The sequence below is a fragment of the Fluoribacter dumoffii NY 23 genome, assembly GCF_000236165.1.
GTDB classification, from domain to species: Bacteria; Pseudomonadota; Gammaproteobacteria; order Legionellales; family Legionellaceae; genus Legionella; species Legionella dumoffii.
Genome location: NZ_CM001373.1, coordinates 3,130,303 through 3,151,069 on the forward strand (window position 1 = coordinate 3,130,303; position 20,767 = coordinate 3,151,069).

Genomic DNA, 20,767 nt, shown 5'->3' on the forward strand with positions numbered 1-20,767 from the left:
ACAACTACTCATAATTGTGGTTCAATGGAAGCCAGTTGGCGTTTTACAGATAAACGCGCCCCCATCCATCCAAGTATAATTGCAAACAAAACAAGTAGCAAGATCTGTCGCATTGACAATCCTGTTAACGGATAGTGCATTTGATAAGCAACCGCCAGCTGATTTACCGCCGCACCCAAGCTAAAAATAAAAATATTAACCATAAATATAGCAAAAACCGCACCTAAGGCACCATACCATACCCCGGCATACAAAAAAGGCCTGAGAATAAACTGATCTTTTGCCCCAATGAGTTTCAGGACCTGAATTTCCTCTTGTCGGCTATGCAGCGCCAAGCGCAAAGTAGTTCCCACAATCATAATTACAGCCATTGCCAGTAATGCCAGCAAAGCATCTGCAAATTTAGCTGCAAATCCTAAAAGGGCATGCAAGCGGCTTATCCACTCCATATCTACTTTTGCATTTTCTATTTGTGCGACCGTTTGTAACTGGCGTGCCAATAAGTCCAATTTTGCGGGTGAATCAATGGTTAAAGCCGGGACGACATCTATTAAAGCCGGCAAAGGGTTCTCAGGAAGATAATGCATGATATCTTGCATCCCCTCTTGCTGAGTTAATTCTGCCAAACCATCGGTGGAGGATTTTAAAGAAACCTGGGCGACCCCATCCGTTTCCCGGACTTTTTGCAGTACAAGCTGTTGTTCTGCTTCAGATAATCCTGGTTTTAGGTATAAAGAAACATGCCCGCCGCGCTGCCAAGTTGCCGTTAATTTAGCGACGTTATCTGAAAACACCCAAAACAGAGCCGGTAAAGCCAGGGTAATAGCGATAACCAGAGATGTCATCATCGAGGCCAAAGGTTTACGACATAACGAGTTTAAGCTTTGCACTGCCGCCTGCAGATGATAAGAAAGGATTGCTTGTGCCTGTTTTAACACATTCGTCCTCCTTTAAGCATCACAATCCGGTGCTTCATTCCTGCAATCAGTGCCAAATCATGGGTGGCAATCAATATGCTAACCCCCACTTGGTTAAATTGTTCAAAAATAGCCATGATTTCTGCCGAAAGTTTGGGGTCAAGATTACCGGTAGGCTCATCAGCCAATAGTAAAGCAGGCTTATGCACTACAGCACGTGCAATTCCCACCCGTTGTTGCTCACCACCTGACAAATGCACAGGCAGCATCCTTTCCTTACTTAATAACCCCACCATATCCAAGGCAGCATGTACTCGTTTGGCAATCATGGGGTAGGACATCCCCTGAATTTGCAAAGGGAGAGCAACGTTATCAAATACTGTACGGTCATTGAGCAAGTAAGGGGATTGAAAGGTAATTCCCAACTGGCTGCGATGGGCAGCAACATCGCGTTTTTTTAAATGATTCAAACGCAAACCATTAACGGTTAATTGACCTGAGGTAGGCCATTCTAAAAGAGCGATCAATTTAAGCAAGGTGCTTTTTCCTGCTCCTGAATGCCCGGTAAGAAAGGCCATTTCTCCTTTTTGCAAGGAAAAGTTCACCTGACTTAATGCTTCAAAACCCCCTGGATAACGTTTAGTTACTTGGTCAAATGTGATCATTGAAAAGTGCACCAACAAATTGCGCTGCATCAAAGGGGCGTAAATCCTCTATCCCTTCACCAATCCCTATATAACGAAAGGGTATGCCTAATTCATTTGCTATGGCAAATAAAATTCCACCTTTAGCGGTACCGTCCAATTTAGTCATGGTAATTCCTGTCAAACCTACAGCTTCATGAAATTGGCGTGCCTGAACCAAAGCATTTTGCCCGATGCTTGCATCCAGTATCAACATCGTCTCGTGAGGAGCTTCAGGACACAGTTTATGGAGTACACGTTTTACCTTTTTTAACTCGTCCATCAAATTGCCTTGAGTATGCAGCCGACCTGCGGTATCAGCAATTAAAACATCTATTTTACGTGCTTTTGCAGCTTGCAAGGCATCAAAAATAACCGAGGCGCTGTCGGCGCCGGTTTGCTGCGCAATCACCGGGATGTCATTGCGCTCACCCCAGACATGTAATTGCTCCACTGCAGCAGCTCTAAAAGTATCTCCCGCAGCAAGCATTACTTTCTTGCCCTGCTGCTGAAATTGTTTTGCCAGTTTTCCTATAGTAGTTGTTTTTCCTGCGCCATTCACTCCTACCATCAAGATTACAAATGGAGAATGGTCTGCAGTTTCTAAGGTCAGCTCTTGATCGTTACGGCTTAAAATTGCTTGCAAGTGCGATTTCAATGCCTCATAAACAGCATTACCATCGGATAATTGATTACGGGCCAGGCTATCTGTTAACTGTTTCAATACTATCTGGGTGGTCTCCATCCCCAAATCCGCACTGATTAAAAGAGTTTCCAACTCATCCAATAAATCCTGGCTGATTTCTTTTTTTCCTAACAGCAAACGGCCAATTCCATCACCCAATTGATGGCGTGTTTTACTTAATCCTTTCCTGAACCGGGCAAAAATACCTTCTTTTACAGGCTCTTGCTGTTGTTCTGCTATTTCGACAGGAGCAGCAGGCAACGAGTCAGTAGCTCTTGGTGAATGATCGGCCTCTGCGGAGGTAGAATCATGATTTCGTTTAAACCATTTAATCATAGAGTATACAAATCCTGAAAAATATGAAATTCTATCATCTTTTTTACTTTGAGGTTAAGTTGTGCGCAAAATACTCTTTACTTTACTCATGGTACTATCTTGCCAGACCTTTAGCCAAGTTCAAGAGTTTATTTTGAATAATGGTTTAAAAATATTGGTCAAAGAAGATCATCGAGCTCCAATTGCCGTATCGATGATTTGGTATAACGTCGGCTCTGCAGATGAACCCGGCGGAATTACCGGTGTATCCCATGCGATAGAGCACATGATGTTTAAAGGCACTGAAAAATTTCCTTTAGGCGTCTTTTCCAAAACTATAGCTGAAATGGGTGCACAAGCCAATGCATTTACCAATAATGACTATACTGCTTTTTTTGAAAAAATCGACGCTTCAAAACTAGCTACCAGCTTTGAACTGGAAGCAGACCGCATGAATCATTTACTTCTTGATGCTAACGAATTTGCCAAAGAAATTAAAGTCATTCAGGAGGAACGGCGCCTACGGACGGACGATAACCCTCAAGCTCTCGCTTTTGAACGTTTTTTGGCTACTGCCCATTTAAGCGCCCCTTATCATCATCCGGTCATTGGTTGGATGAATGATTTGAAACAAATGAAAGTTGAGGATGTGAGAGAATGGTATAAAAAATATTATGCCCCAAACAATGCGACTTTAGTTGTTGTCGGTGATGTGAATCCCGAACAGGTTCGTGCTTTGGCAGAAAATTATTTTGGCGCGTTGCCCAAACAACCTGTTCCGGAGCGAAAACTTAAAAGAGAACCACCGGAGTTAGGGGAAAAAATTGTTCATATCCAAGCTGCGGCAAAATTACCTTTACTGATGATAGGTTACTCAGTTCCCAGCGTAAACACCGCAAAAGAATCATATGAACCTTATGCTTTGGAGGTCATCTCCGGAATTTTGGACGCAGGTGACAGTGCGCGTTTTTCTAAAAATCTGATTCGTGGCAAGCACATCGCGAATGATGCAGATGCCTACTATAACCCCTACACCCGGTATCAAACTCAGTTTATTGTTTATGGTTCGCCCAACCAAAGCCATACAATTAATGACTTGCAAAGCAGTCTTCTTAATCAGCTTGAGGAATTGAAAAATAATCCGGTAAGCGATATCGAATTGCAACGAATTAAAAATCAAATCATCGCCCAAAAAACATTCGAAAAGGATTCAATTTTCGGACAGGCATCAGAATTGGGCCTTTTAGAAACAATCGGAGTGGGTTGGAAAAAAAGTGAGGATTATACCCGCGCAATTAATGCGATTACTCCACAACAAATCCAGCAAACCGCCCAACGTTATTTTCAAAAAAATAATATGACCACAGCAATCCTCGAACCTCAGACTCAAAAGGTGACGCCATGAGAATTTTTAGCGCATGTATTTTGGCATTAACGATTGGACTGTCACATCCAGCGACAGCGAGTACATTCAAAACAGAAAAATGGGTAACTAAAAATGGAGTCCAAGTTGTTTTTTATCCTGCCATGGAAGTCCCGATGCTTGATGTCAGTATCGCTTTTGCAGCAGGTTCCGCCTATGACGATAACCAGTATGGACTTAGCGCCCTAACCAGCAGCATGATGAATCAGGGAAATGGGGGTAAGAGCGCCAGCGTCATCGCCGAAACTTTAGCTGATGTAGGAGCACAGTATAAAGTTGAAATTAATCGGGATATGGTGGTTTTTAGCCTGAGAACTTTAGTTGCAGCGGAGGAGATGAGCAAAGCCAGTTCTGTATTTGCCCAAATCCTTAATCACCCTGATTTTCCTGATCCGGCTTTTTATCGAGTAAAAAAACAACAATTAATGGCTATTGAGCAGGCTCAAGAATCCCCCGAAGACGTAGCCCAGCTTAATTTTTTCCAGGATTTATATCCAAATCATCCTTATGGACATCCCGTTAATGGGACAATGGAACGCGTTAATGCAATTAACAAAAACCAGCTCATTGAATTTAAACAACGGTATTATGTTGCAAAAAACTCCATTTTAGTTATGGTAGGAGCAATTAATAGCAAAACGGCACATCAATTGGCTGACCAGTTGACACAGGAGCTCCCAGAAGGACAAGCCGCCCCTGCTATCCCTAAAGCACCTCAACTCCCTCAATCTCAAACTGTGAACATTCCATTCCCATCATCCCAGACGATGATACGCCTGGGTCAAATCGGTATCGACCATCACAATCCCAATAATTTCCCTCTTGTAGTAGGCAATTATGTTTTGGGCGGGGGGTCTTTAGTTTCCCAGCTTGGCGTAGAGGTCAGAGAAAAACGCGGTTTAGCCTATGGAATAGACAGTCTCTTTGTTCCCATGTCAGGAAATGGACCTTTTCTCATCAGCTTATCAACAAGGAACAAACAAACCGGGGAAGCATTGGAGGTGATTAAGACTGTTTTAGGGAATTACCTTGATAAGGGACCGACTGATGAAGAGTTGGATGCTGCGAAAAAATACCTCACAGGAAGTTTCCCGCTTTCTTTATCAGGTAACCGCAGTATTGCTAATATTTTGTTACGGATGAACTTTTATCATTTGCCAGAAGATTTTCTCGATACCTATACTGCACGTGTTAATGCGGTCACCAGTCAGCAAGTGAGACAGGCATTCAAACAACAGCTCGATCCTGATAAATTATTATTGGTTACTGTAGGTAAATCGTGAAACAGATCATTCGTATCATAGGAGGAGTATACCGAGGGAAAAAAATACATTTCCCCGATATAGAAGGACTCCGTCCTACCCCGGATCGGGTACGTGAAACTTTATTCAACTGGCTTATGCACGAGATAAGGGATGCTCGCTGCCTGGATGCTTTTGCAGGCAGCGGCGCTTTGGGCTTGGAGGCATTTTCCCGTGGAGCGAAACAGGTTGTTTTTCTTGAGCAATCGCCCAAAGCCCATGCCAGTTTACAAAAAATAATTTCCACATTTAATAGCCCCAAACTCCAGTTGTTGCAAACGGATGCCCTAAAATACCTACAGAGCAATTCGAAAGAATTTGATATTATTTTTCTGGATCCGCCTTTTGCTAAAAATTATCTCCCTCAATGTCTTTCCCATATCACGCAAGGCAATATTCTCAAATCGGGAGGTCTTGTTTACCTGGAATCCCCTGCGCTAATTTCCATGGATGAAAAAAAATGGAAACAAATAAAAATGAAACAAGCAGGACAAGTGATCTATGCCTTGTTTGAAAAATTATGATATTTCCTGATCATAATCTAACAGCAAATCCGAAATAACACGCAACCCTTTGGTTTATTCTCATGCCTGCATGCCACTAATCACAATGACCAAAGCCAAAACGCTTGGGGGCGATTATTTATTTTAAATCATACAATTCCTCATTTATATGCTTGACAAGCAGCCTAGCTCCTGTTTCAATCAAATGAATAATTCCAGACATAAAAGATATTGAATGAACAACAAGCTTGTCATGCTATTTATTGCCTCAATTTTGCTTGTAGGTTGTAAACATGGTGGCGTACTTTTTAAAAAACCACCAGTCAACAATCCAAGTGATGATGCTACAATTAAATTAGCAGAGGCAGCAGTATCTGTAAGCGATTCAATGCATGAAATGGCGAGAGTCGAGAAAGTAATTCTCCCACCGCCTATAGACAATACATTGACCATTCCTAATGCCTATAATTTACAAGCCCGCGCAAGCGTGGACTGGTCTGGACCTATTGAAGAACTGGCAGCTCGTATCGCCAAGTCAGCCCATTTCAGGCTACGTGTTTTGGGAAATGCTCCTTCACTCCCGATTTTGATAAGCCTAAATGTTAAAGATCAAAGTTTAGCTGAAATCCTGCGTGATATTGATTATCAAGCCGGCAAAAAAGCCGACATTCACGTATACCCTAACAGTCAGGTTGTTGAATTGCGCTATGCGAAAATTTATTCCTAGTTTAATAGTTGTATTATCTGCTTCATTACTTGCTTGCCACTCATCAAAATACATGGGTGATACTGGTTCGTTAGCTGGTTTACAGGCGATGGCCAATGTAAACGTCAAGCAAAGAAACAAGAAACAAAGCGGCAAAATTCGACAAATTGCTCTCAAGGAAACTGCCTTAAGTCTTGGCGCACAAGCAGGTTTAGCATGGCGTGCAAAGATAATTGATGAGCATCTCATCAGGCAAAGCCGCAGACTGGATGCTATTTATGACTTTAACTCCCTAATCCTTGAACATAATATTATGCCTCCTGTACTCCTGGAAGGTAGAAATACACTTAATCTTGCTGATGCGCAAACTATCCGTATTTCAGATCGCACCTATAAAGTAGCAAAACAAGCGCGTTTTGTGACTACCCCCCCAAATTGGCGTCAATATTTATGGCTTGATTATGTAAAACCCGAATACCCTCACTATACCTTGCTCCCCAAGACCAAGATAGAGAAGAAAATATGGTGTATCTACACGGCAAAAGGCTGGAAAAACGGTATTGATCAGGCAAATACTATCCTTGAAGAAAATATTGCCCGAATTAAAGAAGATTTTGTAGGCATGATCCTCTACAGAAAATTATTAGCCATGAACATGGTTACCCCACCCTTTGTCTCTCATACAGACCTCGGCATCACTGGGGATTCCTCTGAAATGCATATTGACGACAGAGTACTAAGAATTACTGCACTTCCTGCATTGAATGTGAATAGCGAACAATGGAGAGCTGCGGTTTCTAAAGATGAAAATGCTCTTGAACAATTTAAAAACATGGAAAAATTGGCAAATCGTTCTAAAATTATAATAACAGATAAGTCCTGGCAGCCGACAATAGCCCCAGTTAATGATAACAACAATCTTCACCAATAATATGTATGAACGATAAAACTTATTTAATGCCTGATGAACCCACACGATTTACTCCGCTTTTCATGGATAAAATGCTGGAGCATACAGAACGTTTAAATGCTTCTGATATTACCATTCAAACAGGCGAGCCAATTTATGCGGAAGTTTATGGGAAACTCTTGCGGATTACGAATCGCCGCTTATCGAATACAGAACTTGGTGATCTAATTAATGCAATATATGGCCCTAATGCTACTACACAACTTCTTTCAGGTAAGGATATCGACACTCATTATGAATTCCGTCCCAACCGTGGTGTAAGATACCGCTACCGGGTAAATGCAACTGCATGTCTCGTCGAAGGTCATGATGCAATTCAGATTACCCTAAGAACCATTCCTACGACCCCCCCCAGACTTGAGACCATGAATCTGCCTGATAATGTCTTGGAGGCAATCGCTCCTCAAGAAGGTATTGTATTTATTACAGGAGCAACGGGTTCAGGTAAATCAACCTTATTGGCTTCTATTATTCGCAATCTGATTGAAACAGAAGATTCAAACCGCAAAGTATTGACCTATGAGTCTCCAATCGAATTTGTCTATGATGAAATTGAAACCATATCGGCAGTAGTGAGCCAATCAGAAATTCCTCGCCACTTGCCAAGTTTTGCTGATGGGGTAAGGAACGCCTTACGTCGTAAACCGCGTTTAATTATGGTGGGTGAGTGCCGTGATGCCGAAACCATCAGTGCGGCCTTGGAAGCTGCGCTTACTGGACACCCTGTATATACCACCCTGCATACCTCCGGGGTTGCAGAAACCATGCGCCGTCTTGTAACCTCATTTTCTGGTGAGGAGCGCTTGGGAAGAACTATTGATATTCTTGAAACAATTAGATTATGTATTTGGCAAAAGCTGGTGCCCACCGTAGATGAAAAACGGGTTGCTTTAAGAGAGTATCTGGTATTTGATGAAGAAGTTCGAGATATTTTACTTGAAAGCGATCCTAATGATGTAACCTCTGCCACCCGTAAATTAGTACGTCAAAAAGGTCAACTGATGACCTGGGATGCAAAAGCAAAATTTGAGCAGGGAATTATCAGTGAGCGTGTCTACAAACTAATTATTGCCGGTGCTAAAGAATATCAGCAGTAACAGCGTGGTTCTATAATTTAAATACGGTATCTAATTCTCCAAAATTAAACAAATGCATCAGTCTGCAAGTTGCTCCTAATCTTTAATTCATTATTAAAATAAAAATTTAAGAATGGCTTTTATTTCATGGGTATGGGTTCATTATATTCTTCGTTAGCTGCAGATTGTAATATATCTGAATGTTTATGATTGGGTTTTTCCATATATCCTTTTGCCAAGGCTTTTAAATCCGGGTTGTCAGGTTGTTCCTGGAGTGCTCTTTCCAGTTTTTGAATTTTTTTGTCTCTCATGTCCCCAGTATATTCTTTATAGCGTCCTTTTACCTCGTCTTTTACCTCTTGGGTTACGTTCTCAAAACCTCCCTTGCGGTTGGCTTCCTGACATAGAAGGATTCCATGGATATTTGCACGGGTATTTGCTACCGTGCAATTATCATATTTTTGCCCTTTTTGATCGAGAACATATATAGGATCTTGGCCTTTGGTGACCCCCTGGATTTTTTCCGTGATCTGCGCATGGGATTGTCCATTATTATGGCCGTTTAGCATATCGTTTACAAAGCCTGGAGTCACATCCTTTGTATTTACCTCATAAATTTGGGTACCAGGCTTTCCTGAAGACCCTATGCCGCGATTGGTAAACACTAAATACGTTTTGTCAGGATTTCCTTCGACGGGTACAAAAGATAAACCCATTGCATGCCCCTTACAACTAATAGGGACAGAGGTTACTTTCCCTGATTGGATGCGTTCAGAAAGAGCTTCACCTGCTTTAGGACTGCCTTCCGGGGTACTGAACTGAAAATTTGCTTCCTTATTGGCAAAAGCAAATGCATCTGCAATTTGCCCGAAGTCTTTCTTTGCAGGCTGACTCTTGCAATCCTGGCTATATTCCTTTACGGACTCACTCATCAATTGATACGTAGGCCCGATATGGGCACGCTGAGAAGAGGTTTTATCAATACTACTCTCCATTACTATGCCTAAAACCAAGCCAAATTCTTTAACCGGATGCAGGCTATCTGGGCGTGATGCATAACCCCCTTCAGGAGGAGTGATCGTTTTTTGTTGAAGAGCCTCTTGTCCTCGCTGGCTGCGTATCGCAATATCGTATTCATCCAGTGCTTGCACATCATATTGTGCACCTGAATTAAGTAAGGTTTGCGCCAGTGCGAAATCTTGATTTTGCAGCGCTTGCACCAGAGGTGACTGACCACGTGCATTTTTTGCAGAATTTAAAGCTGTTGGCAGGTCTTGATAGCCACAATCCTTAGCAAGGTCATTGAGTTCGGCTTTAGGATCAAGTTGATTTTTTAGAATCGAAGCAAGCATCTGCTGAAAAAACAAAAAAAGTTCCTGGATAAAGCGTTCCTGGTCTATTTTTTCTTTTTGCAAACCTTTTAGCTTATCTTGAGCCAAGTCTGTATTGCTCATCACAGTACTTTTTGGGGCTGATAATTCAGTCATACGCATCCCGTTTAAATTAGGTTGGAAAACAGGTTTCCAACCTTGACACTAAATGAAATTATTTTAACACGACCAATTCTACTTGGTTATCGGAGATACGTTATCCGCACCCCCTAAGTCCTGGCCACCGGATGTCTTAGGTGAACCTGATTTATTATCATTGCCTTCAGGCTGGCTCGGGGTCGAATTACCTTGAGCAGAAACATCGCCGCCGCCGCCAGCTTTACCGATCATGCCTTTAGCCATACCAACGCCTTTCACACCATAACCACCCAGCGTCTTATCAATTTGTCCTTGTGCGGTTGTGGTTTCTTTAGCGCCTTCACCCACTTTACCTTTTACTTCTTCACCCCATTGTGCGGTTTCTTGACCCAAGCTTTCCGGGGTACCTCCAATCCAGCGCAAAACCTTATCAGGTAAATAGGAGATTAAGGTAAAAGCTTTTTGGATGATTACCAGGTACAAGGTAGTATAAGTTAATATCGAGAAGAAGAAGGCATAAATTCCAGCCCAGTCTGTATATCCGCCGGTACCAGAAGGTGAATCGGTGCCGCCAGCCGCCCAGACTCCCCCTAAGAGGGTAGCGCTATTAGTATTTTCCTGTTGTATAAACGCAATTGCCTGATCATAACCCGCATTCAAAACCCACACGCCCACATAAGATAAGGCGATCGCAGAAATATAGCCAATTATCATCATGGAAGGTCTTAGGAACACATTAACGAGGATCATAATCGCTGCCTCACCCTTACCAAAGGCATCATGCCCTTCAGGGTGGGTCACACCTAAGGCAACAATAGGGGCAGCAACCATCGCTTCGATTACCGAGATTAACCAACCCAATGCACCAAAGGTAAAAATCATATAAGGTAAAATAGGGATGTAATAGGCGGTAGTAAAACCTACACTGACCATTACCCCCACCCAGGCGATTACCAAAGGCATGGCCAGGGACATCATCGCAAAGATAAAGATTCCAAATACCGGGATCAGCGCACTGGATACTGCCATATTCAACAAGAGCATCCATAAGTTACCCGCAAAATTGATGTATTCATTTCCCATGTTAGCTAACGCAACTACAGGGTTCACCCCAGGCTGGGCGATAATTTGCAGTCCCTGTTGAAAGATAGTTGCCATCCCTTGTAAGGGAATCATCAAGAAAGCCATAACCACGCTATTGATAATTTGACCAAAGATATCGAGGAACAGGTTATAAATGGTTACCAAAATGATGTTATAGAAGATGTTTCCGAGTATTTGCCCCAAACATATTGAGAAGAACGGTTTTACTTCACCACAAGAAAAGTTTTGGCGCTCCAACCGGTACAACGAAGTATTCACACTGAAATTGATACTGTTAGCAAAGGTGAGTGGTTTAACACCAGGTTGGCCAGGGGTTTGCATCATCAGTGCATTATTGAGGAAACCATATACAGTAGATGAAGGCGCACTATCAACTAAAGTCATACTGGATGACCAGGCTGGTTTTTTAGGAGGTGAGGTTGTCGTAATCAAAGCCTGTATTTGGTTTACAGCAGTATTATCCTGATTAAACCAAGTACATAACTTTGTAAAATCCTTGCCTTGATCAGTCATGTTTCCTGGGCCACAGACGATTTTATTGTCATTACCCACAACAAAGGGACTTGTTAATGCAGTGGGATCAAACGTACTTCCATCCAAGCCGGTGTTGGAATCTGTCTGACCGGCATTGGTGATTGAAGATGTGCCCTGAATTTGCACCAGATTAAAGAAATACGCTCCAGCCATAATCCATCCCTGCGTCATGGCCTTGTTGATAAACTCGGTAGATTTATTATCGTTGGAAGCTGAATTAATCAGGCGTGAGAGATTCACTGTTGGCATCATGATGCCGTTGTAACTGTTGATCGCATTGATCAATTCTGTACCGTTAAATAAGGTTCCACCAATTGCAGTCCCTTGTACAGGTCCCCAAATAATACATCTATCTTTTTCTGCAGTGCCACTGTTATAGCTTTGACAAACTGTACCATTTTGTTTGTAAGGAACCCCAAATTGCTCATTTGCAACAGCCGAATAAGGTGTCGAAGTGCTATTATTAGTCGTTGCAGTGGACATTTGCGGGTCATTACTTATCATGCTTCGAGCTACTGTACTCAAGTCGGTATACATTTGCTGAATTGCCACCGCCCGGGAAAGTTGCGTTGCTAAAATTTCAGAAGGCGTTAAGGTATTATTTCCAACTTTAACATTATTTCCTGAAGTGGGTTTGGCAGGAAGCGTACCAAAATTTGAATTTAGGCTAGAAATGCTTTTCCAGGTGATGGTGCCACAAATACCATTTAAAAAACTGTACGGAGAAGAAGAAGGTAAATTAGGCATTGGTGCCTTCCAGGAACTATCATATGGAGAGGCATCTTGAATAGCAATAGCATTGACCGAACTCAAGAAGTCTGGAACTACGGTGTTACAAAATTGCTGCATGGAAGAACCTTCAGTCGCTGAATAACAAGCTCCTGTTTGTTTTGCTTGTGCATCAAGAAGGGCTTGTCTTTGATTCGTCAGTTGAGTTTGCAAGCCCAACATACAAACTTGGCCAGCAAGTATGTTTATAGCACCGGTTGCAACACCCCCGACCCCTGAGCCTGAGGAATTATTCGTCAGTTCGGAGGCAGGATTTATCTGTTGCGCCTGAATAATAACACCCCCACGGTTCAAATAGCTTAAAGCCGCATCCCATACTTTATCTGCGGCTCCTACTCCCTGGACAACAACCCACATCACAAAAACCTGCATCAGGCAATAGCCGGAAGTTTTAGGGATCAATAATGCCAAACCTACAGTAGAACGGATGGGGATCCAGATTGAAGACCATTTTTGTCCAAGCATCTGCCCTTCGTGAGCAGTATTCATGGTTGCTACCATGAGAGTATACATGATAATGATGCCGCCCAATGCCAAAACAGCAGCGTTAAAAACCGCAAACATACTGCCCATGATTTGGCTGCCGGTGCCACTTAAAACCCCATCAACAACACCAAATAAATTGCCAAGAAATACTACTGAATAATCGCTGGCAGGAGGCGCAAAACTCAAAGAGCTATCAGCCAGGACCAAACCAGGAAATAAAAGGAGAAGTAGAGTACCTAACAACCTTTTCATTTCTTTTCTCCTAACAACCCTTGCCTATACCATTCATTAAAGGTACACCCTAATTTTCGATTTTTCATTTGAAAATACCAGAAGTGGTAACGGAAGGCTAAAACAAGTGCAATCATAGTGACGATAAGACTCACAAGAAACGCCCTTATCGAGCCATAAAAAAGCTGATACCCAGCGTATCCCAAAATTACAATAGCGGCTAACAACATGATAATACTTAAGCGAAACAACGCTTTTTGTTTGGAAATTATATTTTCATCAGTAAGATTTAGCAGTTTCACAGCTTCGTTAAATGACTCATTTTGAGTTGCTTTCTGTGGTATGAATAAACGTTTAAAGCCATTTCCCAAATACAAGGTGAAAGCTTTCATTCGCTCCCAATCGAACCACCTACGCACATTAATTATTGTTGCAAATAGTTTAACTATTCTCGACTGCTTTTTCATATTTTTTACTTCTTTCTTTTACCTTTCATAATATACTATAGTAGTAAGTAGTGGTTTCGTCCATCCGCTAATTTAAAGTAAAGAAAGAGTAAAAAATGCCAGATCTTAGTCATAAAGCATCCGCACAATATTGGTTTGAATATGTTGATCCGATGATCTACAGAGTGATCACTTTTATGGAAAGTGTCGAAGACTGGACTCTCGATGGAAATCCAGAATTTGAACAGGCCATGGAACAATTAGGCAAAGAACTTGATGACATAGAAAAGGTTGACATGGGACTCTTAGCCGAAGAAGAGAAATTTATACGCATTGTTGGAAATATAAAATCAGGTCGGGGACTGCGTTTACTGCAAGCGATTGATACAGTTCATCCAGGGAGTGCCTCACGTGTTTTAATTCATGCCGAGGAAACAAGCACTGGAAGCCATGATCCAGCCGGAGTGTTTCTTAAACGAAACATTGTTTTTGAACGTCTGAGGTTGTTGTCCCGAGTTTTTTGTCAGTACCGTCTAAAACTAGTTTTACGTGCACTTGAAGGGGAAGAATAAATGAAATTACCGTCTAAAGTTGTATTGCTTAATTTGTTTTTTTTTACTGCTTTTCCTGTTGTAGCAGACAATTCTACCAGCATCTATAATCAACAACAATTATCAACCAACACCCAAAAACTAGTAGAATATTTCCAAAATTTTGGTACTTATCTCGGTTTTGATGTAACTCAACCTCCTTCAAATCCACAAACCTATACTTTTAATTATAACCTTGTCAACTTACCAGTCGCCCAACTGGCACAAACCGCCTTGTTTTACACTTATCTGGGAGCAATACCCGTAAATACTTTTGCCGGCGGCGATAGCTCGGGTACCGCTAACCCCTATGATCAGCTAGTGCCTAATGATATTCCTACTGCATCGGTTATTAATGGACAGGTTAACAATACCTTTCAAGGCTATAACGGCGCCTCTAGTTCTGGGGCTACCGCAGCTCAAGTCACCGTGAATCCTTTAATCGATCAGGGAAAAGTTGTTACTCAAGGGTCTAACCCTCAAAGTTCCAAAACTTTTTATCAGCAAGATCCTGTATCCCAAGCGGTGTTAAATATTTTAGGAACACCGGATTACACCTATTGTATGGATTATAATCAGGTTCCCACCAAGTTCATTGACGGGTGTGGGTATAATTATGAAACTTTAGTTTCTACGAATGTCGTGGGAGAAATTCCTAATGCAATGACTTTTTTTTCACCTGATTACATTACCCAATTTTTAAATCAACTTAATAGCAACGCCTTAACTGGCCCATTGATGTATTCCACCCAGAGCCTTGGAGGAGGATCTTCAAACAATGGACTCACCGCTCAAAATCAAGAACAACTCGCTGCTAACTTTATCCGTTATGTTTCAGGTGCTGCGGTTCCTATAAAATTACCAAGAAAATATGATTACGATCAGATGTTCCAAAAAACTACAAGCAAAGACAAAACCCAACAATTGCAAGCGCAGCAAACACTGGGTCGATATCTTGCAAGCTTGCGTACTTACGCAGCACAAAGTTCTGTGGGATTAGGTAACCTTTATTACATCATGTCAAAAAGAATGCCGCAGACCTCAAAAAATCAAACTGGTGGAGGTACCGGGGGCCAAGGAGGTACTGGTGGTTCTGAAAATGCGACTCCAATGAGTCAAGCATTAAGTGAGTTTAATATGGCTACCTGGAGGCTATATACTCCTGCTACTGAAAATGCCGAAGGATCTTCTACTTCAGGTACTCCCAGCAATACGGGCACAAGCAGTAGCGGCGGGAGTCAATGGATTAATAAAATTAACAATGCAGCCCCTGCTACCGTAGAAAAAGAAATTGCTATTTTACTCGCGGAGATTAACTATCAACTTTATTTAGATCGTCAGGTTCACGAACGTCTACTCATGACAAACAGTATCTTATTGCTACAAAGTGTTCGTACAGGCGCTCCCTCTACTGATTTTACAACTCAATAACCTAAACTTCTCCAGGATGAAAGAAACACTTTCATCCTGGATTCAATATTAATTTTACCCATCTCCTATAACCCTTTGCTAAAAACTCCCCTTCTCTTACCACAGGCTTTCTTAATATTATTAAAATAAATGGTGCAAAAAATGTTACATATGATATGATTTCATGCACATTGTAACTTCCTGTTTTTAAGAGAAAACTATTTCACCGTTTCTTTCATGAGGACAAGCAGGCACAGAAAACATATGAGGTAAGTTTAAAAAACAATGACCCAACAATTCTAAGAAAACTGTCAAATCTTATTAAATTAACCCTTAGTTGACGAGCCAATATGCCTAAATCCAAAAACTATATTTTTTATGTCGATGGGATGCACTGTGCCAATTGTAGTGGAACTATTGAACAATTCTTAAAAAAACAATTCTCCGATAGATTGATACATTTCCATGCTGACGTCACAACAGCAGATCCCAAAAAGACAACAGTAATTCTTAAGGTTGATGAGGATACCCGAACCGACAAGGAAATTTGGTTGGAAATCAAGGAAAATATAGAGGAAGTCGGCTTTACATGCAGAGAGCATGACTATCAACCCGATAAAAAAAGCGAAGCTCCCTTGCAAGCGGAGCATCCAATCTTCTTACAAAAAATATTCAATAAAAGCAAAAAAATCGTCAGCTCACACTGGTTTCTTGGTGGGCTAGGTTGTGTATCAGGATTGGCCGTACTCATCATTTGCCTCAGTACAAGCGGATTATCACTGGCCTTCATGGCTTCTCTTGCTGTATTTAGTACTTTATTAACCTTGGTGCTAGGAGCAAACTCCTATTATGAGGCCTGGATAAAACTGACCAAGAGCAAGATCTTGACCATGGATAGTTTATTCGCGCTCAGTACCGCCTCCATCCTTGTCTTTTCGATTGCTTCTTTATTTGTGCCTTGGCTTCCCATGATGTTTGAAGCAGGTTTACTTATTTATGGCTTTAGGCATATAGGTATCGCGATAGAGAACACCATAAAAGAAAAAATTGGTACAGCAAAATTTCAGGACAGAGCGCCTAAAGTAGTCAGAAAAAAAAGTGCAACCGGTGTTGATGAAATTAATTTAGCACTTATCAATGAAAATGATGTAATTATTGTACATGCTGGAGAAATAATTCCTCTTGATGGAATATGCGAAAATGATAGTATCATTTACAATACCATCATCACAGGGGCTACTCTCCCCTTTAATTTTCCTCCCCAAGCAAAAGTTTTGGCTGGCATGCGCCTGGCCAGTAATGCAACTCCATTAGCTATTCGGGTCACGAAAACTCAAAAAGACTCTTATCTTGCGCGCCTTGATTCCGCTATAGAAGCATCAGCGCTGGAAAAAGCTCCCATTGAAATAAAAACAGGCAAATTGTTAACCTACTTCATCCCCGCCGTAATTGCATTAGCCATTGCCTCAGGAATAGTTATTGGCCTCTTTTATCCTGCTGCGATAGCTATCCAGTGTGCAGTATCTGTTTTGGTAAGCGCCTGCCCTTGTACTTTGGGTTTAATTACCCCTTTGGCGGTTAAAACAGGGATGCATAAAGCTGCAGAAAACGGGGTGCAATTTAATAGTGCCAAAACATTACAACTCGCAGAACAAATGGACACCGTTGTTTTTGATTTGAATGGTACCCTGACCACAGGAATCCCCAGTGTTAAAAGGCTGTATATTTTTGACGAAAGTAATCTTTCGGAGTTAGAGTTCCTCTCTTATTGCAGCGCCCTTGAGAAAAATGCAGCCCATCCCATAGGCCAAGCCATCTATTCTTTCGCCAATCAGTATAATGAACAAATTTTTGAAATTACCGAACTCGACGAGTCTCATCACTCTGGAATTTCCGGCCGCATCCAGGATAATGATTATGTCATTGGCAGTATGACTTTGATGAGAGAAAAAAGGATATTCATACCCCCCAGGCTCCAACAACCCACCCTGGAGGCAGGGGATCAGATAGTTTATGTCGCTCGCAATAATATAGTGATTGGATTTATGGTCATGACGGATCCTCTTCGTGAAGATGCGGCGTGCACTATTCGCGCATTAAAGGACATGGGGAAAAAAATCTGTTTATGTACCGGAGCAGATGAAGAAACCGCTCAACGCTATGCTCAGGCACTTGGTATTGAGCAAGTTTATGCCGGCTGTGTACCCAGCTCTATGGAAGGAAAACAATCAAAAACTGCCCGTATTCTCGATTTACGGAAAAAAGGTCATAAAGTAGCCATGATAGGTGATGCTGGAAATGATACCCCGGCAATAAAGTTAAGCGATTTAGGCATTGCGGTAGAGTCTTATGGCAGTGATGAAGTCACTCGGGAGGCAGCAGGTATTGTGATTCATACTGGAACATTATTGCCAGTTGCATCAGCTTTTGCGATCTCGAAACAAACTGTATCCAACATCAATCAAAATCTGACCATGAGTTTGCTTTACAACCTCAGTTCCATTCTGGTTTCGGGTGGCTTACTCGTTGCTTTGGGCGTGACCATTAATCCAGTAGTTGGTGTTTCATTGATGATTCTCCAAGCATGTATGATTTTGATGAATGTTTACCGTTTTAAAGAGCAACCTCTGGAACATTTGGAGGAAGCCACCAAGCAATATCACGAGGCAAGCTCCCCGTCAGAATCATCACATTCCAAAATTCATAAACTTACCCCGGCATGCCAGGAGGACTACTCCTTTGATCAAAGTCCTCCTATTCATCCTAAACCGCGGCCAAACAAGTCAGCCTACTCCTTTTGGGATAGTTGCTTTGGTAAGGAAAATAATGACGTAGAACTTGGTCCCCGCCAAACCAATCTCAGTGAGCCAGTATATAAATAGAGCGGGATTATAATCAAAGAGGCCGGAATGGAACGTTCTTTCCGGCTACAAAATTTGTTCTGTGGGCTTCTTATCCAAAACCAGGGACAATTTTTCCATTACCTCATCAACAGATATTAATCGCATAGGCTCTTCACCATGGACATGCTGTCCCCAAACATCTTCAATTCGTTTACTGCCGAGAATTTTTTCTACTGCTTCAGGATAACGATTTACTACCAGATGTTGAAAAAGATAAGGACCAGAAATAAGGGGATTAGTCACAGCATGCAGGGCAATTACCGGTGTGTTTACAGCAGTCGACATATGAGAGGGACCTGTGTCAGGACAAAGGACTACGGTTGCTTTACTAATGAGTGCCAATAACTGCTTGGGTTTGCTCCTGCCAACAAGATTAACCGCGGGAATAACCTTGGTAATTTGTTCGGCCAAATACTGGTCAAAAGCAATAGGGCCCCCAGTAATAACAACTTGCACATTCCATTTTTCTTGGGCTCGTTGCAAGACTTCGATATACCGCTCAACAGGCCAACTCCTTTCAGGCTTGCTGGCTGCAGGATTAATTACCAAAATGGGACCTTGTTTTGGTAATTGCTGTTCGGCCCATTCATAATCTGCAGGAGAAATGGGTAAATCCCAGCGAATGACCCGCTCCTTTATTCCCAAAGCCTGCGCAAATTTTAAAAAACCATCCAAGGTATGTTCCAAACCGGGGGTAATGCGCTCATTAACAAAGTAACCATGGGCATCGTTCGCACGATGTTCATCGTAGCCTATCTTTCGCTTTGCCTTGATAAACGGATAGAGAAAATTAGTCCTTAGACTTGCCTGAGGCGCTAGCAATACATCAAAACTGCGCCCTTTCATTTGCTTTTTAAAGCGCCAATAGTCTGCAACGTTGTTCGGTTTATCGATGAGAATGAACTCAACTCCTTCCATTCCCTCCACCAAATCAAAGGCAGGTTTGGAAATGATCCAGGTCAATCTGGCTTGTGGAAGACTGGCTTGTAACGTTCTAATGAGCGGTACAGCCATGAGCACATCACCTAAAGCAGATAAACGAACAATACAAATCGATTTAATCATTCTGTAAAACAAACCGCGCGCCGCAATAAGGACAAACTTCTATCCCGGTTTTTTCAATAGGCAAATATACCTTGGGATGTGCATTCCATAATACCATATCCTTTGTTGGACAACTCAAAGGTAATTCGTTACGATGGACTACATAATTTTTGTCTGTACATGCTGGTTCTTTTTTAGCTTCTAACATGATGCTCCTTTAAAACGTGTTTGCTAGGATTATCTAATATTTCCCCGATTTTCGCTATAATCTCATCACGAAAACCCTCATTTTGTGGATCATAATAATAAGCATCCTCCCAATGTCTAAGCCAGGTTAATTGACGTTTTGCCAATTGCCGGGTCGCAGCAACCCCTTTGTCACGCATTAGGGAATAATCCAAATCACCATGTAAATACTCAAGTGCCTGTCTATACCCTACACAACGCATTGCCGGCAGGTTCATGGTTAAATCCCATTTTTGCTGTAAACGGTTCACTTCTTCAATAAAACCTGCAGCCAACATATGATCAAAACGTTGGGCAATTCGTTCATGCAACCAAGCTCTGTGTTCCGGAAAAAGAATAAAATTTATAAAATGATAATCACTTTTTTTATTTTCTTGAACAAGAAAAGAGGTGCGGGTTTTTCCCGTCAAATAATAGATTTCTAATGCTCTTTGAATTCGTTGTGCATCATGAGCATGAATACGCCCGGCAGAGACAGGATCAATATCTTGCAATTTTTGATGGAGGGCAGGCCAACCATATAAAGAAGCTTCTTCTTCTATTTGCTGACGTATCATGGGATCCGCCTCTGGCAAAGTAGATAACCCTTTTTGCAGAGCATTAAAATACATCATCGTTCCCCCGACAAGAAGTGGGACCTTGCCTTTTTTGCTTATCTCATCACATAAGGATAATGCATCAGTGCAAAATTGAGCTGCGGAGTAAGATTCAACAGGATTTTTGATATCAATTAAATGATGGGGGGCTCTATGCAATTCCTGGAGGGTTGGTTTGGCAGTCCCAATATCCATATCTTTATAAATCATTGCCGAATCAACACTGATTATTTCAAAAGGATAACGTGTCACCAATTCACAAGCCAAAGCCGTTTTCCCTGAGGCAGTAGGTCCCATCAAACAAAAAATTAATTTACCCATTCATCATCTCAATTTAAAA

At 41.8% G+C, this 20,767-nt stretch carries 18 protein-coding genes; 9 read left to right on the forward strand and 9 right to left on the reverse strand.

The features are described 5' to 3' along the window. Positions 1-8: 8 nt before the first annotated feature. The 3 genes from ftsX to ftsY are packed head-to-tail and all read right to left on the reverse strand — an operon-like array spanning position 9 to position 2,621. On the reverse strand, positions 9-938 hold the full coding sequence (gene ftsX, locus KYQ_RS14220; RefSeq protein WP_010652475.1) for a permease-like cell division protein FtsX: 930 nt from the start codon (positions 936-938) through the stop codon (positions 9-11). Further along, the gene (ftsE, locus tag KYQ_RS14225; protein ID WP_010652474.1) at positions 932-1,582 is read right to left on the reverse strand and encodes a cell division ATP-binding protein FtsE; all 651 of its coding nucleotides are present in this window, start codon (positions 1,580-1,582) and stop codon (positions 932-934) included. The genes ftsX and ftsE overlap by 7 nt, the downstream gene beginning before the upstream one ends. After that, positions 1,569-2,621, reverse strand: coding sequence for a signal recognition particle-docking protein FtsY (gene ftsY / locus KYQ_RS14230; RefSeq protein ID WP_010652473.1), 1,053 nt, complete (start codon positions 2,619-2,621; stop codon positions 1,569-1,571). Before ftsY ends, ftsE begins: the two co-directional genes overlap by 14 nt. 61 nt (positions 2,622-2,682) lie before the next feature. On the opposite strand from ftsY, the gene KYQ_RS14235 reads away from it, so the two are divergent. The 6 genes from KYQ_RS14235 to dotB all read left to right on the forward strand — a co-directional run bounded on the left by KYQ_RS14235 (position 2,683) and on the right by dotB (position 8,600). Beyond that, complete coding sequence (locus KYQ_RS14235) at positions 2,683-4,005, forward strand: M16 family metallopeptidase (RefSeq protein ID WP_010652472.1); 1,323 nt, start codon at positions 2,683-2,685, stop codon at positions 4,003-4,005. Beyond that, the gene (locus KYQ_RS14240; protein ID WP_010652471.1) at positions 4,002-5,306 is read left to right on the forward strand and encodes a M16 family metallopeptidase; all 1,305 of its coding nucleotides are present in this window, start codon (positions 4,002-4,004) and stop codon (positions 5,304-5,306) included. Before KYQ_RS14235 ends, KYQ_RS14240 begins: the two co-directional genes overlap by 4 nt. Further along, positions 5,303-5,848 (forward strand): 16S rRNA (guanine(966)-N(2))-methyltransferase RsmD, encoded by a 546-nt coding sequence (gene rsmD, locus KYQ_RS14245; RefSeq protein ID WP_010652470.1) that lies wholly within the window; start codon positions 5,303-5,305, stop codon positions 5,846-5,848. The genes KYQ_RS14240 and rsmD overlap by 4 nt, the downstream gene beginning before the upstream one ends. A gap of 214 nt (positions 5,849-6,062) precedes the next feature. Then, positions 6,063-6,554 carry a type IVB secretion system lipoprotein DotD gene (gene dotD, locus KYQ_RS14250; protein WP_010652469.1) on the forward strand — a complete coding sequence of 164 codons (492 nt, stop codon included), beginning with the start codon at positions 6,063-6,065 and terminating at the stop codon, positions 6,552-6,554. Beyond that, positions 6,535-7,464: a type IV secretion system DotC family protein gene (locus KYQ_RS14255; RefSeq protein WP_010652468.1), complete on the forward strand. Its 930-nt coding sequence runs from the start codon at positions 6,535-6,537 to the stop codon at positions 7,462-7,464. Before dotD ends, KYQ_RS14255 begins: the two co-directional genes overlap by 20 nt. A gap of 5 nt (positions 7,465-7,469) precedes the next feature. After that, positions 7,470-8,600: a Dot/Icm type IV secretion system ATPase DotB gene (gene dotB, locus KYQ_RS14260; protein ID WP_019350200.1), complete on the forward strand. Its 1,131-nt coding sequence runs from the start codon at positions 7,470-7,472 to the stop codon at positions 8,598-8,600. Positions 8,601-8,719: 119 nt separating this feature from the next. On the opposite strand, the gene ankD is transcribed toward dotB, so the two are convergent. From ankD to icmV, 3 genes are all read right to left on the reverse strand, one after another. Further along, positions 8,720-10,066, reverse strand: a complete 1,347-nt coding sequence (gene ankD / locus KYQ_RS14265; protein WP_010652466.1) for a Dot/Icm T4SS effector AnkD/LegA15 — start codon at positions 10,064-10,066, stop codon at positions 8,720-8,722. A gap of 78 nt (positions 10,067-10,144) precedes the next feature. Then, positions 10,145-13,213, reverse strand: coding sequence for a type IVB secretion system protein DotA (dotA, locus tag KYQ_RS14270; protein WP_010652465.1), 3,069 nt, complete (start codon positions 13,211-13,213; stop codon positions 10,145-10,147). Further along, a complete protein-coding gene (gene icmV / locus KYQ_RS14275; protein ID WP_010652464.1) occupies positions 13,210-13,659 on the reverse strand; it encodes a type IVB secretion system protein IcmV in 450 nt (149 codons plus the stop codon). Before icmV ends, dotA begins: the two co-directional genes overlap by 4 nt. 95 nt (positions 13,660-13,754) lie before the next feature. On the opposite strand from icmV, the gene icmW reads away from it, so the two are divergent. From icmW to KYQ_RS14290, 3 genes are all read left to right on the forward strand, one after another. Then, positions 13,755-14,210 (forward strand): type IVB secretion system protein IcmW, encoded by a 456-nt coding sequence (gene icmW / locus KYQ_RS14280; RefSeq protein WP_010652463.1) that lies wholly within the window; start codon positions 13,755-13,757, stop codon positions 14,208-14,210. Then, positions 14,211-15,659 carry a type IVB secretion system protein IcmX gene (gene icmX / locus KYQ_RS14285; RefSeq protein ID WP_010652462.1) on the forward strand — a complete coding sequence of 483 codons (1,449 nt, stop codon included), beginning with the start codon at positions 14,211-14,213 and terminating at the stop codon, positions 15,657-15,659. Between the two features lie 329 nt (positions 15,660-15,988). Beyond that, entirely contained in the window at positions 15,989-18,520 is a 2,532-nt protein-coding gene (locus KYQ_RS14290) for a heavy metal translocating P-type ATPase (protein WP_010652461.1), read from the forward strand. 45 nt (positions 18,521-18,565) lie between these two features. Here the strand turns inward: KYQ_RS14290 and KYQ_RS14295 are convergent, their stop codons facing one another. Genes KYQ_RS14295 through miaA form a run of 3 tightly spaced genes read right to left on the reverse strand, consistent with a single transcriptional unit; the run spans position 18,566 to position 20,748 of the window. Continuing rightward, complete coding sequence (locus KYQ_RS14295) at positions 18,566-19,606, reverse strand: glycosyltransferase family 9 protein (protein ID WP_010652460.1); 1,041 nt, start codon at positions 19,604-19,606, stop codon at positions 18,566-18,568. Next, a complete protein-coding gene (locus KYQ_RS14300) occupies positions 19,599-19,793 on the reverse strand; it encodes a zinc-finger domain-containing protein (protein WP_010652459.1) in 195 nt (64 codons plus the stop codon). Before KYQ_RS14300 ends, KYQ_RS14295 begins: the two co-directional genes overlap by 8 nt. Next, positions 19,780-20,748 carry a tRNA (adenosine(37)-N6)-dimethylallyltransferase MiaA gene (gene miaA / locus KYQ_RS14305; protein WP_010652458.1) on the reverse strand — a complete coding sequence of 323 codons (969 nt, stop codon included), beginning with the start codon at positions 20,746-20,748 and terminating at the stop codon, positions 19,780-19,782. The genes KYQ_RS14300 and miaA overlap by 14 nt, the downstream gene beginning before the upstream one ends. Positions 20,749-20,767: the final 19 nt, after the last annotated feature.